The sequence below is a fragment of the Streptomyces sp. SID5464 genome, from assembly GCF_009862985.1.
Lineage (GTDB): Bacteria > Actinomycetota > Actinomycetes > Streptomycetales > Streptomycetaceae > Streptomyces > Streptomyces chartreusis_D.
Genome location: NZ_WWIQ01000010.1, coordinates 85,871 through 99,592 on the forward strand (window position 1 = coordinate 85,871; position 13,722 = coordinate 99,592).

The 13,722-nt window shown below is 70.9% G+C and carries 13 protein-coding genes and 1 tRNA gene; 4 read left to right on the forward strand and 10 right to left on the reverse strand.

Annotated features, from left to right (window positions below; translation table 11 throughout):
* Positions 1 to 94 precede the first annotated feature (94 nt).
* Complete coding sequence (locus tag GTY47_RS10385) at positions 95 to 811, forward strand: MerR family transcriptional regulator (protein ID WP_231911167.1); 717 nt, start codon at positions 95 to 97, stop codon at positions 809 to 811.
* Here the strand turns inward: GTY47_RS10385 and GTY47_RS10390 are convergent.
* A complete protein-coding gene (locus GTY47_RS10390; protein WP_029180852.1) occupies positions 729 to 1,532 on the reverse strand; it encodes an exodeoxyribonuclease III in 804 nt (267 codons plus the stop codon). The two genes, GTY47_RS10385 and GTY47_RS10390, sit on opposite strands and share 83 nt — an antisense overlap.
* Before the next feature lie 60 nt (positions 1,533 to 1,592).
* On the opposite strand from GTY47_RS10390, the gene GTY47_RS10395 reads away from it, so the two are divergent.
* Positions 1,593 to 2,081 (forward strand): GNAT family N-acetyltransferase, encoded by a 489-nt coding sequence (locus GTY47_RS10395; protein WP_010035355.1) that lies wholly within the window; start codon positions 1,593 to 1,595, stop codon positions 2,079 to 2,081.
* A 7-nt stretch (positions 2,082 to 2,088) separates the two neighbouring features.
* Here the strand turns inward: GTY47_RS10395 and GTY47_RS40165 are convergent, their stop codons facing one another.
* The 8 genes from GTY47_RS40165 to galU all read right to left on the reverse strand — a co-directional run bounded on the left by GTY47_RS40165 (position 2,089) and on the right by galU (position 8,159).
* Positions 2,089 to 2,532 carry a hypothetical protein gene (locus GTY47_RS40165; RefSeq protein ID WP_010035356.1) on the reverse strand — a complete coding sequence of 148 codons (444 nt, stop codon included), beginning with the start codon at positions 2,530 to 2,532 and terminating at the stop codon, positions 2,089 to 2,091.
* Between the two features lie 149 nt (positions 2,533 to 2,681).
* Positions 2,682 to 2,755 (reverse strand) — tRNA-Ala (locus GTY47_RS10400).
* Positions 2,756 to 2,838: 83 nt separating this feature from the next.
* Positions 2,839 to 4,044, reverse strand: coding sequence for a gephyrin-like molybdotransferase receptor GlpR (gene glpR, locus GTY47_RS10405; RefSeq protein ID WP_010035357.1), 1,206 nt, complete (start codon positions 4,042 to 4,044; stop codon positions 2,839 to 2,841).
* 172 nt (positions 4,045 to 4,216) lie between these two features.
* The gene (locus tag GTY47_RS10410) at positions 4,217 to 4,837 is read right to left on the reverse strand and encodes a GNAT family protein (RefSeq protein ID WP_231911251.1); all 621 of its coding nucleotides are present in this window, start codon (positions 4,835 to 4,837) and stop codon (positions 4,217 to 4,219) included.
* 23 nt (positions 4,838 to 4,860) lie between these two features.
* Positions 4,861 to 5,361, reverse strand: a complete 501-nt coding sequence (locus tag GTY47_RS10415; RefSeq protein ID WP_010035362.1) for a MogA/MoaB family molybdenum cofactor biosynthesis protein — start codon at positions 5,359 to 5,361, stop codon at positions 4,861 to 4,863.
* Positions 5,358 to 5,852, reverse strand: coding sequence for a cyclic pyranopterin monophosphate synthase MoaC (moaC, locus tag GTY47_RS10420; protein ID WP_029180854.1), 495 nt, complete (start codon positions 5,850 to 5,852; stop codon positions 5,358 to 5,360). Before moaC ends, GTY47_RS10415 begins: the two co-directional genes overlap by 4 nt.
* A gap of 62 nt (positions 5,853 to 5,914) precedes the next feature.
* Positions 5,915 to 7,252 carry a gephyrin-like molybdotransferase Glp gene (gene glp, locus GTY47_RS10425; RefSeq protein ID WP_010035369.1) on the reverse strand — a complete coding sequence of 446 codons (1,338 nt, stop codon included), beginning with the start codon at positions 7,250 to 7,252 and terminating at the stop codon, positions 5,915 to 5,917.
* A 4-nt stretch (positions 7,253 to 7,256) separates the two neighbouring features.
* Positions 7,257 to 8,159, reverse strand: coding sequence for a UTP--glucose-1-phosphate uridylyltransferase GalU (gene galU / locus GTY47_RS10430; protein ID WP_010035372.1), 903 nt, complete (start codon positions 8,157 to 8,159; stop codon positions 7,257 to 7,259).
* A 93-nt stretch (positions 8,160 to 8,252) separates the two neighbouring features.
* On the opposite strand from galU, the gene GTY47_RS10435 reads away from it, so the two are divergent.
* Positions 8,253 to 8,876 (forward strand): 5-formyltetrahydrofolate cyclo-ligase, encoded by a 624-nt coding sequence (locus GTY47_RS10435; RefSeq protein ID WP_029180855.1) that lies wholly within the window; start codon positions 8,253 to 8,255, stop codon positions 8,874 to 8,876.
* 60 nt (positions 8,877 to 8,936) lie between these two features.
* Here the strand turns inward: GTY47_RS10435 and GTY47_RS10440 are convergent, their stop codons facing one another.
* Positions 8,937 to 11,780: a penicillin acylase family protein gene (locus tag GTY47_RS10440; protein ID WP_010035376.1), complete on the reverse strand. Its 2,844-nt coding sequence runs from the start codon at positions 11,778 to 11,780 to the stop codon at positions 8,937 to 8,939.
* A gap of 238 nt (positions 11,781 to 12,018) precedes the next feature.
* Here GTY47_RS10440 and GTY47_RS10445 point away from each other — a divergent pair, with 238 nt between their 5' ends.
* Positions 12,019 to 13,548, forward strand: coding sequence for a potassium/proton antiporter (locus GTY47_RS10445; protein WP_010035379.1), 1,530 nt, complete (start codon positions 12,019 to 12,021; stop codon positions 13,546 to 13,548).
* Positions 13,549 to 13,722 lie beyond the last annotated feature (174 nt).

Genomic DNA, 13,722 nt, shown 5'->3' on the forward strand with positions numbered 1-13,722 from the left:
GAACACTGGCGCAATGGGAGAGTAGGGCAGCGACGTACTGATGGGTAGGGGGCGGTCGAGGAAAGTTACCCTCGGTACGCCTTAAGGTGCCCAGGTGGCCGAGAAGCGTGAATACCGCATGGAAGAGCTGGCCCGCCTGGCCGGGATCACGGTGCGCACCCTGCGCTTCTACCGCGAACGCAAGCTGATCCCGCCACCCCGCCGGGAAGGCCGTATCGCCTGGTACGACGACCACCACCTGAACCGGCTGCGCACGATCACGGCCCTGCTGGAACGCGGCCACACCCTCAGCGGCATCGCGGAGCTGGCGGAGGCCTTCGACCACGGCCGGGACGTCGGCGACCTGCTCGGCGTCGGCGGCCCCACCGAGGAGGAGCCGGTCCACCTCACCCCCGAGGAGCTCGCCGACCACTTCGCGGGCGAGGCGACCCCCGAGAACCTCGCCGCCGCGATGGAACTCGGCTACCTCGGCACCGACGGCGACGAGATCGTCCACGTCAGCCGCCGTCTCCTGGAGGTCTCCTCGGCCCTGGTCCGCGAGGGCATCCCCCTCGCGGAGGTCCTCGGCGCGGCCAAGCAGGTCCGCACCCACGCCGACGCCCTGGCCGAACTCTTCACCGGCCTGGTCCTGCGCCACGCCTCCGAGGACGACCTGCCCCGCCTGCGCCCGCTGGCCCGCAGCGTGGTGGAGGCGGAACTGTCCCTGGCCCTGGACCGCAGGACACCCCCTAGCGGTCGTACACCACGGTCACCGGCGCGTGGTCGGACCACCGCTCCGCATGTGTGGCCGCCCGCTCCACGAACCCCTTGACCGCTCGCCCGGCGAGCCCCGGGGTGGCCACGTGGTAGTCGATCCGCCAGCCGGTGTCGTTGTCGAAGGCCCGCCCGCGGTACGACCACCACGAGTACGGGCCCTCCGTGTCCGGATGCAGGGCGCGTACGACGTCGACGTACCCGCCGTCGGCCGGGTCGAGCACGCGCCCGAGCCACTCCCGCTCCTCGGGCAGGAACCCGGAGTTCTTGGTGTTGCCGCGCCAGTTCTTCAGGTCGGCCTGCTGGTGGGCGATGTTCCAGTCGCCGCAGACCAGCACCTCGCGCCCCTCGGCGGCGGCCCGCTCCCGGAGCCCCTTCAGATGGGCGAGGAACTCACCCATGAAGCGCTCCTTCTCGTCCTGCCGCTCGGTCCCGACCTCACCCGAGGGCAGATACAGGGAGGCGACGGTGACCCCCGGCAGATCCGCCTCCACGTACCGCCCGCTGCCGTCGAACTCGGCGGACCCGAACCCGACCTGGACCCGGTCGGGCTCACGCCGGCTGTACAGGGACACCCCGGCCCGTCCCTTCGCGGCGGCGGGCGCGTGCACCACATGCCAGCCCTCGGGGTGCCGGACGTGCTCCGGCAACTGCTCCGGCTCGGCCCGCACCTCCTGGAGGCACAGGACGTCGGCGTCGGTCTGCGCGAGCCACTCCACGAAGCCCTTCTTCGCGGCGGCACGCAGCCCATTCACATTCACAGAGGTCACAGTGAGCACCCCGGCACGATACCGGCACACTGGACGAGGTCCAGTTCCGGATCGAATACGGTAGCCGTCATGCAGATACGCCGGGTCTCCTTCGACCACCCCGACGCCGTGAAGCTGAACGACCAGGTCCAGGCCGAGTACGCCGTCCGCTACGGCGACGACGGCGACGCCACGGTCATGGCCGCCGCGGACTTCGCCCCGCCGAACGGCGTCTACCTGATCGCGTACGACGAGGACGGCACGCCCGTCGCCTCGGGCGGCTGGCGCGCTCAGGACGCGAACGACGAGGGCAACCTGGACGGCGACGCCGAGGTCAAGCGCATGTACGTGATCGAGCAGATGCGCGGCCGGGGCCTGGCCCGGCGCATCCTGGCCGCCCTGGAGGAGGACGCCCGCGAGGCCGGCCGCATCCGCATGGTCCTGGAGACGGGCCTCAAGCAGCCGGAGGCCATAGCCCTGTACACGTCCAGCGGCTACGAGCCGTGCGCCAAGTTCGGCTACTACCGGCACTACGAGTCGAGCCGCTGCTTCGCGAAGCGACTGCGGCCCGCCGACTGACGGGGGCTCAGCCGCCGCCCCGCCCGTGACCCTTGTCATGCGGCGCGCGCCGCCTGCGGTCCCGCCACCACTCGGTCACCGAGCCGGTCTCGCCCCGCCGGTGCGGCGGCACCAGCACCTTCGGCCAGTTGAACCACGCGATCGTGACGTGCAGCACCAGCAAGGGCAGCGAGCCCAGGACGAAGATCGCACCGACCTGAACCAGGGCCATCCCCGCGCCGTCCGAGGCGGCGGTGGCGGTGATGCCGATCGTCATGCAGACGAACGAGGCGGCGAGCGGGACGATGCCGCGTTCATGCCCCTCAACGACCGACGGGTTCCAGGAGTACCCGACGTGCAGGTCGGGCGCCCGGCCGGAGCCGGTCCAGTGCAGCCACGCCGCCCGGACGAAGAACAGGTTCAGCGCGCCCGCGAAGACGGCTGCGAAGATGCCCGGAACCAGATGTGTCACAGCGCCTCCGCGGCAAGCGCACCGACCAGATACCCCAGTATCCGGGTGAGATCGCCAAGAAGATCCACGGCCGGACCAAGCTTGGGCAAGCGGTGGCGCTGAACACACGTCAGAGCCCGGTCGGTTTCCCGACCGGGCTCTGAGCTGCGTGGACCTGAGGGGATTTGAACCCCTGGCCCCCTCGATGCGAACGAGGTGCGCTACCGGACTGCGCCACAGGCCCTTGCAACGAGTGAAACTTTAGCACCCCGATCCGCCTGCTTGGAAATCCGTTGCCGAGGGGCGGTCACCTGCGGCTTCGCGGGGCTACTCGTTGGCGGCCCGGGGCCGGTCCCCGTCCTCGTACTGGTCGAACAGCGGCGTGCGGCCGCGCTCCCGGGCCCGCCGCGCGGAGGCCGCACGGCGGGCGTCACTGCGCCCGCCGCCGTCCGCCCTCTCCTGCCCGCGGGCGTCAGCCTCGGCGGGGCCCGCGCTGTCGGCGGGGGCCGTGGCGTCCTCGTGCTCCGGGGGGACGGCGCTCGACCGCGCGGAGCTCCAGGTGTCAGGGGCTCCGAGGTCCACGTCGCTGGTGGCCCGGGGTGCGACGGGTGCGGTCACATAGGTCGGCAGGGGCACCGGCACCGGCTCCCAGCTGTCGCCCTGCCCCGGCCGCCGCTGCCGCTCGCGCTGCTGGTCGACCCACTCGGCGTGGTCGGTCTGCTCGACGAGTGCGCGCCGGTCCGCCGCGAGGGCCGACAGGCCGGGGTCGGCCGCCGGCTCGGGTCCTTCCTCCGGTTCGTCGGCAGCCTCGTCGGCGGCGCCCCTGCGGGGCTGGCGCTGCCGCTCGCGCAGCCGCTGCGCCGCGACCTCGGCCCGGCGGCGGTCCATCTGGTAGGCGAAGCGGCGGCGCTCCTGGGAGCGCAGATACGCGATGTACACGCTGAGCATGACGGCGGGCACGCCGGGCGCCCACAGGAACGTGAGGCCCCCGACCGCGGCGACGATCGCGCCGAGGGTGAAGGCGAGGAACAGCATGGTGGTGGTGCGCCGACGGCGCGCGAGCACCTTCGAGCGCCGGGCCCGCGCTGCGGCCGCCTGGTTCGCCTGGTTCGCCTTGTTCGTCCGAGGGGCCGGGCCGCGCCGGGCGGCGGGCACATGGCCCCGTCCGCGTTCGGCGCTCGCCGGGCTGGGTCCGGGGGCCTGACGGGCCGGCTGCTCGGGGGCGGGCGACGGTACGGGTACCTGGGTCTGCGGACGCGTCTTGGACACGGCGAAGGCCCGGACGTCCACCGAGTCGGTGACGGCGTCCAGGTCGTCGGCGCCCTGCTCCCCCTCGTCGGTGGAGCGCGCCCGCAGGTCCTTGGCGTACCGGCGCTCCATGGCCGCCTTTCCGGACAGAAGCCGGATGGCGGTGCTGAAGCGTTCCGTCGGACGGGCCTCGTTCAGCTCGTCCTGCCTACGGAGCCACATCGGCACCAAGTAGGCGGCCCAGGCCCCGACGATGACTGCGTAGATGAGGCCGCTGCTGCTCACGCCTCACACCGTAGAGGGGTTTGCATGAGGCCATCTGCCAATTGCGCCGGTGTGTCGCACGATCTGGCTGATATTTCGAACTTTTTTTGTGACCGATGCGATCAGTGGACCGTCCAGGCCGGGAATTCAATGCCCTGAGACGGTCACCAGTCGATCAATTTCGAACATGTATTCAATTTCCGGGGTGCGGCCGGATTCCGGGATTACTCTGCGATCGTGCCCGGTGCCAGCGCCTCAGCAACCCGTCCGGCACCTCTTCCGCCGTGAGCGCGAAGACGAGGTGGTCGCGCCAGGCCCCGTCGATGTGGAGATAACGCGGCCTGAGCCCCTCCTCACGGAATCCGAGTTTCTCCACGACCCGGCGGCTGGGCCCGTTCTCGGGGCGAATGCAGACCTCGATGCGGTGCAGCCCGACCGTGCGGAAACAGTGGTCCACGACGAGCGCCACCGCCGTCGGCATCACCCCGCGGCCGGCCACCCCTTCGTCCACCCAGTAGCCGACATGCCCCGAACACATCGAGCCCCAGGTGATTCCGGCCACGGTCAACTGCCCCACCAGCCGCCCCTGGTACTCGATCACGAAGGGCAGCATCCGGCCCGCGTTCGCCTCCGACCTGAGGTGGCGGACCATCTGGCGGAAGGTGGGGCGGTGCGCCATCGGCCCGCCGGGCGCGGGCGGCGGAATGGTCGCCTCCCAGGGGCGCAGCCAGTCGCGGTTGCGCCGGTTGACCTCGCGCCACGCCCGCTGGTCGCGCAGCTTTATCGGCCTGAGGACGATGTCGCCGTCCACCAGCTCGACGGGCCAGGATGGGCTGTTCAGCTCGCACCCCCACTGCCGGGTCTGGGGTGGTCACCGCCGCGGAGCTGCTCGACGGCGTGGACCAGCAGCGGTTCCAGGACGGCCAGTCCGTCCTTCACGCCGCCGCTGGAGCCGGGCAGGTTGACGATCAGCGTGCCGCCCGCCACTCCGGCCAGGCCCCGGGAGAGCGCCGCCGTCGGCACCTTCTCCCGGCCGAACGCCCGGATGGCCTCGGCGATGCCCGGCACCTCGTGGTCGATCACGCGGCGGGTCGCCTCGGGGGTGCGGTCGGTGGGCGAGATGCCCGTGCCACCGGTGGTGACGATGACGTCGTAGCCGGTCTCGACACCGGCGCGCAGAGCCGCCTCCACGGGGTCGCCGTCGGGGACGACCTGCGGGCCATCGACCTCGAAGCCGAAGCCTTTCAGGCCGTCGGCGATCAACGGACCGCCCTTGTCCTCGTAGATCCCGGCGGCGGCCCGGTTGGAAGCGGTCACGACGAGAGCGCGGTACGTCATGCCCGGCTCCAGTCGCCCGACTTGCCGCCCGTCTTCTCCTCCACCCGTACGTCCGTGATGACCGCTCCCTTGTCGACCGCCTTGACCATGTCGATCACGGTGAGCGCGGCGACGGAGACCGCGGTGAGGGCCTCCATCTCGACGCCCGTGCGGTCCGTCGTCTTCACGGTGGCCAGGATCTCCACCGCGTCGTCCGCGACCGACAGGTCCAGTTTCACACCGGACACCGACAAGGGGTGACAGAGCGGGATCAGATCCGGGGTGCGTTTGGCGCCCATGATCCCGGCGATCCGCGCGGTCGCGAGGGCGTCACCCTTGGGGACGCCCTCGCCGCGCAGCAGTTCGATCACACGGGGCGAGACGAGGACGCGTCCGCTGGCGCGGGCGGTGCGGGCGGTCACGTCCTTCTCGGACACGTCGACCATGCGGGCGGCACCCGCCTCGTCGATGTGCGTCAGGCGGTCCTGCGTAGGGGGGTCCTGCATGCTCATGCTGTGTGGCGCTCCCGGTCCGGGCCTGCTGTGCGCGACACGGTACCCCCAACCAGCGCCTCTCAGCCGAGCAGGACCACCTCGACCTCGGTGCCGGGCTCGACGGACTCGGTGTCCTCGGGGACGACGATCAGCGCGTCGGCGTGGGCGAGCGCCGCGATCAGGTGGGACCCGGCGCCGCCGACCGGGGTGACCCGCCCGTCGGCGTACGTGCCGCGCAGGAACTGGCGGCGGCCCTTCGGCGAGGTCAGCGCCTTGTCGGCGGTCAGGGTCGCCCGGGCCGTCGGCCGGTGGACGTCCTCCAGCCCCATCAGGGCGCGGATCGCGGGGCGGACGAACAGTTCGAAGGAGACGTACGACGACACCGGGTTGCCGGGCAGGGCCAACAGGGGGGTGTGGTCGGGGCCGATGGAGCCGAAGCCCTGGGGCTTGCCGGGCTGCATGGCGAGCTTGCGGAACTCGATGCCGCTGCCCGCCTCGTCCTCGTCGGCGACGTGGGACAGGGCCTCCTTGACGACGTCGTACGCCCCGACGCTCACGCCGCCGGTGGTGACCACCAGGTCGGCGCGGACCAGCTGGTCCTCGATGGTGGAGCGCAGGGTCTCGGCGTCGTCGGCGACGGCGCCCACGCGGTAGGCGATGGCGCCGGCGTCGCGGGCGGCGGCGGTGAGGGCGAAGCTGTTGGAGTCGTAGATCTGACCGGTGCGCAGCTCCTCGTCGGGCTGGACGAGTTCGCTGCCGGTGGAGAGCACCACCACGCGCGGGCGCGGGCGGACGCGGACCGTGCCGCGGCCGATCGCGGCGAGCAGGGCGATCTGGGGCGGGCCGAGGATCGTGCCGGCCTCCAGGGCACGGTCGCCGGCCTTCACGTCACTGCCTTTCGCGCGCACGTGCGCGCGCGCCTCGGCCGGACGGTACACCTGCACGTGCCCGGTGGCGCCCTCGGGGCCGAGGCTGCGGGCGCGCATGCCGCGCACCGGGCCCTCGCCGAGCCCGCCGTCGGTCCACTCGACGGGCACGACCGCCTCGGCGCCGGGCGGCAGCGGGGCGCCGGTCATGATCCGGGCGGCCTGGCCGGGGCCCACGTGGAGCAGCTCGGCCTGGCCGGCGGCGACGTCCCCGACGACCTCCAGGGCCGCGGGGAACTCCTCGCTCGCGCCCGCCACGTCCGCGACCCGCACCGCGTAGCCGTCCATCGAGCTGTTGTCGAAGGGCGGCAGGGACACCGGCACCGTGACGTCCTCGACGAGGACGCAGCCCTGGGCGTCGAGCAGATGCAGCTCGATGGGTTCCAGGGGGCGGACGGTGGCGAGGATGTCCTCCAGGTGCTCCTCCACCGACCACAGGTGGTCGGGGCCGAAGTGGTCCTGGCCGGTGACGCGGGGCGCGGCGCTGCTCAACGTGCTACATCTCCTCGGCTACGTAACTGCGAAGCCAGGTCCGGAAGTCCGGGCCCAGGTCTTCACGTTCGCACGCGAGTCGGACAATGGCACGCAGGTAGTCGCCGCGGTCACCGGTGTCATAGCGGCGGCCCTTGAAGACGACGCCGTGCACCGGGCCGCCGATCTTCTCGTCTTCGGCGAGCTGCTGGAGGGCGTCCGTGAGCTGGATCTCGCCGCCGCGGCCCGGCTCGGTCTTGCGCAGTATCTCGAAGATGTGCGGGTCGAGGACGTAGCGGCCGATGATCGCGTAGTTGGACGGGGCGTCGGCCGGGTCCGGCTTCTCGACCAGGCCGCTGACCTTGACGACGTCGCTGTCCTCGGTGGTCTCGACTGCCGCGCAGCCGTAGAGGTGGATCTGCTCCGGGGCGACCTCCATGAGCGCGATGACGCTGCCGCCGCGCTGCTCCTGGACCTCGACCATGCGCTGGAGCAGGGGGTCGCGGGGGTCGATCAGGTCGTCGCCGAGGAGGACGGCGAAGGGCTCGTGCCCCACGTGCGGGGCGGCGCACAGCACGGCGTGGCCGAGGCCCTTGGGGTCGCCCTGGCGGACGTAGTGCATCGTCGCGAGGTCGCTCGACTCCTGCACCTTGGCGAGACGGCTGGCGTCGCCCTTCTTCTGAAGCGCCGACTCCAGCTCGTAGTTGCGGTCGAAGTGGTCCTCGAGGGGGCGCTTGTTGCGGCCCGTCACCATGAGGACGTCGTCGAGACCCGCGGCGACGGCCTCCTCGACCACGTACTGGATCGCCGGCTTGTCGACGACCGGCAGCATCTCCTTGGGAGTGGCTTTGGTGGCCGGCAGGAACCGGGTGCCGAGGCCTGCTGCTGGAATGACAGCCTTGCTGATCCGAGGGTGCGACTGAGTCATGCCCGCCACCTTATCCGGTGCCTTTGCATGGAATCTGCGGCTCCGGTTCATAGGCGCTCATATGAGCGTATTGCAACGGTACGGGAGCAACCTTTGAGTCACATCGGACGTCCGGGTGAGCCTGACAAGCGGACTTTGCGGCGCGACTTCCTCACGATGAGGAACAGGTTGACGGCGGATGACCTGCGGGAGACGTCGGCCGCGCTGGCCGGGCGGGCGCTGGAGCTGCCCGAGTTGGCGCGGGCCGGCACGGTGGCGGCGTACGTCTCCGTGGGGAGCGAACCGGGGACGCTCGCGCTCCTGGACGCGTTGCGCACCCGGGGCGTGCGCGTCCTGCTGCCGGTGCTGCTCCCGGACAACGACCTCGACTGGGGCGTCTACGAGGGTGAGGGCTCGCTCGCGCGTGTCCAACACGGCGGCCGGATGGCCCTCTTCGAGCCCGCGGGCGAGCGCCTCGGGCCGGACGCCGTCACCACCGCCGACGCCGTGCTGCTGCCGGGGCTGGCGGTCGACACGCGCGGGATGCGGCTGGGGCGCGGCGGAGGCTCGTACGACCGGGTGCTGGCGCGGCTGGAGCGGGCGGGCGCGCGGCCCGCGCTGGTGGTGCTGTTGTACGACTCCGAGGTGGTCGAGCACGTCCCCGAGGAGCCGCACGACCGGCCGGTGCACGCGGTGGTGACGCCGTCGGGGGTGCGGCGGTTCGGGCGGGAGGCCTGACGCGGGAACGGCCCGCCACGCGCGCGTGGCGGGCCGTTCCCGGTCTCCGGTGTCAGCGGCTCACGGCTTGAGCACCAGCTTGTCGGTCGTGCCGTCCTCGACCGCCCGGTCCGAGAAGGACCACGGGAGCAGTTCTCCGTCGGCCCACTTGTCCGTCTGGTCGACGTAGTGGGCGCTGTAGGCGTGCCCGGAGGCGCCGCTGAGGTTGATCCAGCGGGACTTGTCGAGGTCGCCGAGGTTCACGACCATCCGCATGGACGGCACCCACACCACGCCGTAGCCGCCGGCCGCGTTCCAGCCGGTCGCGTTGACGGTGGCCTCGCCGCCGCTGAGCTCCCAGGGGCCGCGGTTGAGGGCGTACTGGACGAAACCGGGGCCCTCGGTGCCGAGGGTCTGGTTCTTCAGGAACAGGCGGTGCAGCCGGCCCCAGGTCCAGGTGTCGATGTCCTTGCCGAGCTTGGCGGTCAGCTCCCAGCGGGCGTCGATCATCGCGCGCTTGAACAGCTGGTCGCGGTTGTCGGCGGCGGGGCGGGTGCCCGCCTTGGGCGTCTTCCACCAGTCGCTGTCCGGCTGGTCCATCAGCTTGCGGACCACCTCGAACCAGCGGTCCCCGCCGTCGGGCTGCGCCTGGTCGGGGTCGCGCTCACCGCACTCGCGCACCTTCCCCGCCTCGTCGGCGGGCCCGGTGGTGTTGACCGGCTCCACCCACAGGCACTGGCCCTTGACCCGCAGCTCCTTGGGCAGCTTGTTGCCGAAGGCGAGCTTGAGGATGTTGCGCCAGACCGCGTTGAAGTAGGCCGCGGCCGCCGAGTCGGTGTCCTGGGTGTAGTCCCAGCCCTCCAGCAGCTTCTGCGCCTCGCGCACGTCCTTGCTGCCGGGGTCGATCTTCAGCAGCGTGGGCACCAGCAGCCGGGCGATCTCGCTGCTGTTGTCCAGCTGCATCTGGCGCATGTCGTCCGTGGAGATCTTGCCGCCGTTCTTGATCTTCGACTGGATGAGGTCGGTGATCCGCTGGCTGCGCGTGCCGTAGCTCCAGTCCTCGGTGAGCGTGTAGGGGTACTTGTCCGGGTCGATCACGGCCTGGTTGGCGGTGACGATGTAGCCGCGCGGCGGGTTGTACTCGTACGGCAGCGCGTCCTGCTCGATGTAGCCGGTCCAGCGGTACTTGGGGTCCCAGCCGGGCGCCGGGACGGAGCCGTCGTCGTCCTGGGAGCGCGTGGGGATCCTGCCCGGCAGGGTGTAGCCGATGTTGTCCTCGGTGTCCGCGTAGATCAGGTTCTGCGAGGGCACGTCGAACAGCGCGGCGGCCTTGCGGAAGTCGGTCCAGTTCTTCGCCCGGTCCATGGCGAAGACGGCGTCCATGGTGGTGCCCGGCTGGAGCGCGGTCCAGCGCAGCGCGACACCGTAGCCGTCGCCTCTGTCGGGTGCGGCGGTGTCGACGGTGGCCTTCTTGCCGACCTTCACGAGCTCTTCGGCACGGTCGGACAGCAGGGGCCCGTTGTTGGTCTCGCGGACGACGATCGTCTTGGGCGAGCCGCCGGCGACCTTGATGGTCTCCTCGCGCGTCTCGAAGGGCTTGACCTTGCCGTCGTACAGGTAGCCGTCGCCGGTGATCTTCTCCAGGTAGAGGTCCGTGACGTCAACGCCGGAGTTGGTCATGCCCCAGGCGATGTCCTGGTTGTGACCGATTATCACGCCGGGCATGCCGGCGAAGGTGTAGCCGCTGACGTCGTACTGGCACGCGCTGGAGACGCTGCGGCAGTGCAGGCCCATCTGGTACCAGACGGACGGCAGCGAGGGCGACAGGTGCGGGTCGTTGGCCAGCAGCGGCTTGCCGGTGATGGTGTGCTCCCCGCTGACGACCCAGGAGTTGGAGCCGATGCCGTCACCGTTCACGCCGACGGCCGGCGGGAGGTCGCTCAGGGCGTCGCTGAGGCCGGTGAGCTGGCTGTCCAGGCCCGAGGTGCCGGAAGCCGTGCCCGAGGTGCCGGAAGCCGTGCCCGAGGTGCCGGAAGCCGTGCCCGAGGTGCCGGAAGCCGTGCCCGCCGTGCCGGTGGCGGTGCCGCCGGTTCCGCTCGTGCCGCCCGTACCGGTGCCGCTGGTGCCGCTCGTGCCGCCCTGTTCGAACGCCCCCGTCAGCTCGTCGTACTGGCCCTCCTGGACGATCGCCTTGTTCCGGCTGTACGGGTACTGCGGGTACAGCTCGGCGATCTGCTTGGGGCCGAGGCGGCTGGTCAGCAGGGCCCGGTCGATCTCGTCCTGCATGTTGCTGCGCAGGTCCCAGGCCATCGCCTTCAGCCAGGAGATCGAGTCGACCGGGGTCCACTTCTGCGGCTTGTAGTCGTTGGTGAAGCCCAGCGCCGCGTACTCCAGGGAGATGTCCTTGCCGTCCTTGCCCTGGAGGTAGGCGTTGACCCCCTGGGCGTAGGCCTGGAGGTACTTCTTCGTGGCGGCCGACAGCTTGGTGTCGTACTCCTCCTTGGCGACCCGCTCCCAGCCGAGGGTGCGCAGGAACTCGTCGTTGTCGACCTGGCTCTTGCCGAACATCTCCGACAGCCGGCCGGCCGCCATGTGACGGCGTACGTCCATCTCGTAGAACCGGTCCTGCGCCTGGACGTAGCCCTGCGCCATGAACAGGTCCGCGTCCGAGGAGGCGTAGATCTGCGGAATGCCGTAGTTGTCGCGTTTGACCTCGACGGGTCCCGAGAGGCCCTTGAGCGTGAGGGAGCCCTTGGTCTGCGGGAAGGAGGCCCGGACGGTGCTGATGGACCAGTACGCCCCGAAGGCGAGGCCTCCGATCAGTGCCAGCACCAGGACGAGCACGATCAGACGGGCTTTGCGCCCCTTTCTCCTGCCGGACTTGCCGGGCTGCTGACCCGTGGAGGCGGTGGTGTTGGGGGGCATCGCTGTCCTTGCTGTCCTAACGCGAGCGGCAGGTTCGGCTGTGCTTTTAACTGAGCGCTGGAGCAACGATAGGCGCAGGGCCTTGCGCCCCTTGACGCGGAGTCGGGAACCGGCACGGACTGGCGTTCGATCTTGCCCTCTCAAGCGTCAAGAAATCGTCAAGAGTTAGGTAAGGTAACGAAGTAGTTGGCGCGATGCGCCACAGCTTCATGTGCGATGTACGTGAGCCCACGCGCGTGTGCGTGCGGGCCAGGGAAGGATTCGGCCGCTGACTGTTCACCACCTCAACCAGCTCCTGCTCGTCTGCTCGCTCGTCCTGCTCGTCGCCGTCGCAGCGGTACGGATCTCCTCGCGCAGCGGGCTCCCCAGCCTGCTCGTGTATCTGGGGATAGGCGTCGCCATGGGCCAGGACGGCATCGGCGACATCCACTTCGACAACGCCGAACTGACCCAGGTCATCGGGTACGCGGCCCTGGTCGTGATCCTGGCCGAGGGCGGTCTGGGCACGAAGTGGAAGGAGATCAAGCCGGCCCTGCCGGCCGCCACCGCACTGGCGCTGGCCGGTGTCGCGGTGAGCGTCGGGGTCACGGCGTCGGCCGCGCACTACCTGATCGGGCTGGAGTGGCGGCAGGCGCTCATCATCGGGGCGGTCGTCTCCTCGACCGACGCGGCGGCCGTGTTCTCCGTGCTGCGGAAAATCCCCCTCCCCGCGCGCGTGACGGGCACGTTGGAGGCGGAGTCCGGCTTCAACGACGCCCCGGTGGTCATCCTCGTGGTCTCGCTGTCCACGGCGGGCCCGGCCGAGCACTGGTACGTGCTGCTGGGCGTGATCCTGCTGGAGCTGGCCATCGGCGCGGCCATCGGGCTCGCGGTGGGCTGGCTCGGCTCCTGGGGGCTGCGGCACGTGGCGCTGCCGGCCTCCGGCCTCTATCCGATCGCCGTCATGGCCATCGCCGTGGTGGCGTACGCGGCGGGTGCGCTGGCCCACGGCAGCGGATTCCTCGCGGTGTACCTCGCCGCGATGGTGATGGGCAACGCGCGGCTGCCGCACTGGCCGGCCACGCGCGGCTTCGCCGACGGGCTCGGCTGGATGGCCCAGATCGGCATGTTCGTCCTGCTCGGCCTGCTGGTCACCCCGCACGAGCTGGGCGACGACATCGTGCCCGCGCTCGTCATCGGGCTGGTGCTCACCATGGTGGCGCGTCCGCTGAGCGTGGTGGTCTGCCTGTCGCCGTTCCGGGTGCCGTGGCAGGAGCAGACCCTGATGTCCTGGGCGGGGCTGCGCGGAGCCGTGCCCATCATCCTGGCGACCATCCCGATGGTGGAGGGCGTCGACGCCAGCCGCCGGATCTTCAACATCGTCTTCGTGCTGGTCGTCGTCTACACCCTGGTCCAGGGCCCGACGCTGCCCTGGCTGGGCCGCAAGCTGCGCCTCGGGGACGGTTCGGAGGCCGCCGACCTCGGCATCGAGTCGGCCCCGCTGGAGCGGCTGCGCGGGCATCTGCTGTCCGTGGCGATCCCCGACGGGTCGAAGATGCACGGCGTGGAGGTGGCCGAGCTGCGGCTGCCGCACGGCGCGGCCGTGACGCTCATCGTGCGCGGGGGCGAGTCCTTCGTGCCGCTGCCGACGACGATATTGCAACGGGGCGACGAACTCCTCGTCGTCGCCACGGACCCCGTCCGGGACGCGACCGAGAGCCGGCTGCGGGCCGTGGGGCGCGGCGGCAAGCTGGCCGGCTGGCTGGGGACGGACGCGGCGAGCCACTGAAGGGCGTTTCGCACCTTTTGGGATTTGCGGGGTGGACGGGCCCATGGTGCTCACTTTCACAGGCACACACCCCTTGATCCCTGTACGATGAAGGCGTTACCCAGATCGAACCAACTCTGCCTGACGCAGAGCTGGCGCGACCGTATGGCGGTCGGGTCGCCCCTCCTCACCGGG

Coding starts and splice junctions, on each gene's coding strand:
- GTY47_RS10395 (WP_010035355.1), top strand. CDS start 1,593: ATGCAGATACGCCGGGTCTCCTTCGACCACCCCGACGCCGTGAAGCTG.
- GTY47_RS10415 (WP_010035362.1), bottom strand. CDS start 5,361: ATGACGTACCGCGCTCTCGTCGTGACCGCTTCCAACCGGGCCGCCGCC.
- moaC (WP_029180854.1), bottom strand. CDS start 5,852: ATGAGCATGCAGGACCCCCCTACGCAGGACCGCCTGACGCACATCGAC.
- galU (WP_010035372.1), bottom strand. CDS start 8,159: ATGACTCAGTCGCACCCTCGGATCAGCAAGGCTGTCATTCCAGCAGCA.
- GTY47_RS10440 (WP_010035376.1), bottom strand. CDS start 11,780: ATGCCCCCCAACACCACCGCCTCCACGGGTCAGCAGCCCGGCAAGTCC.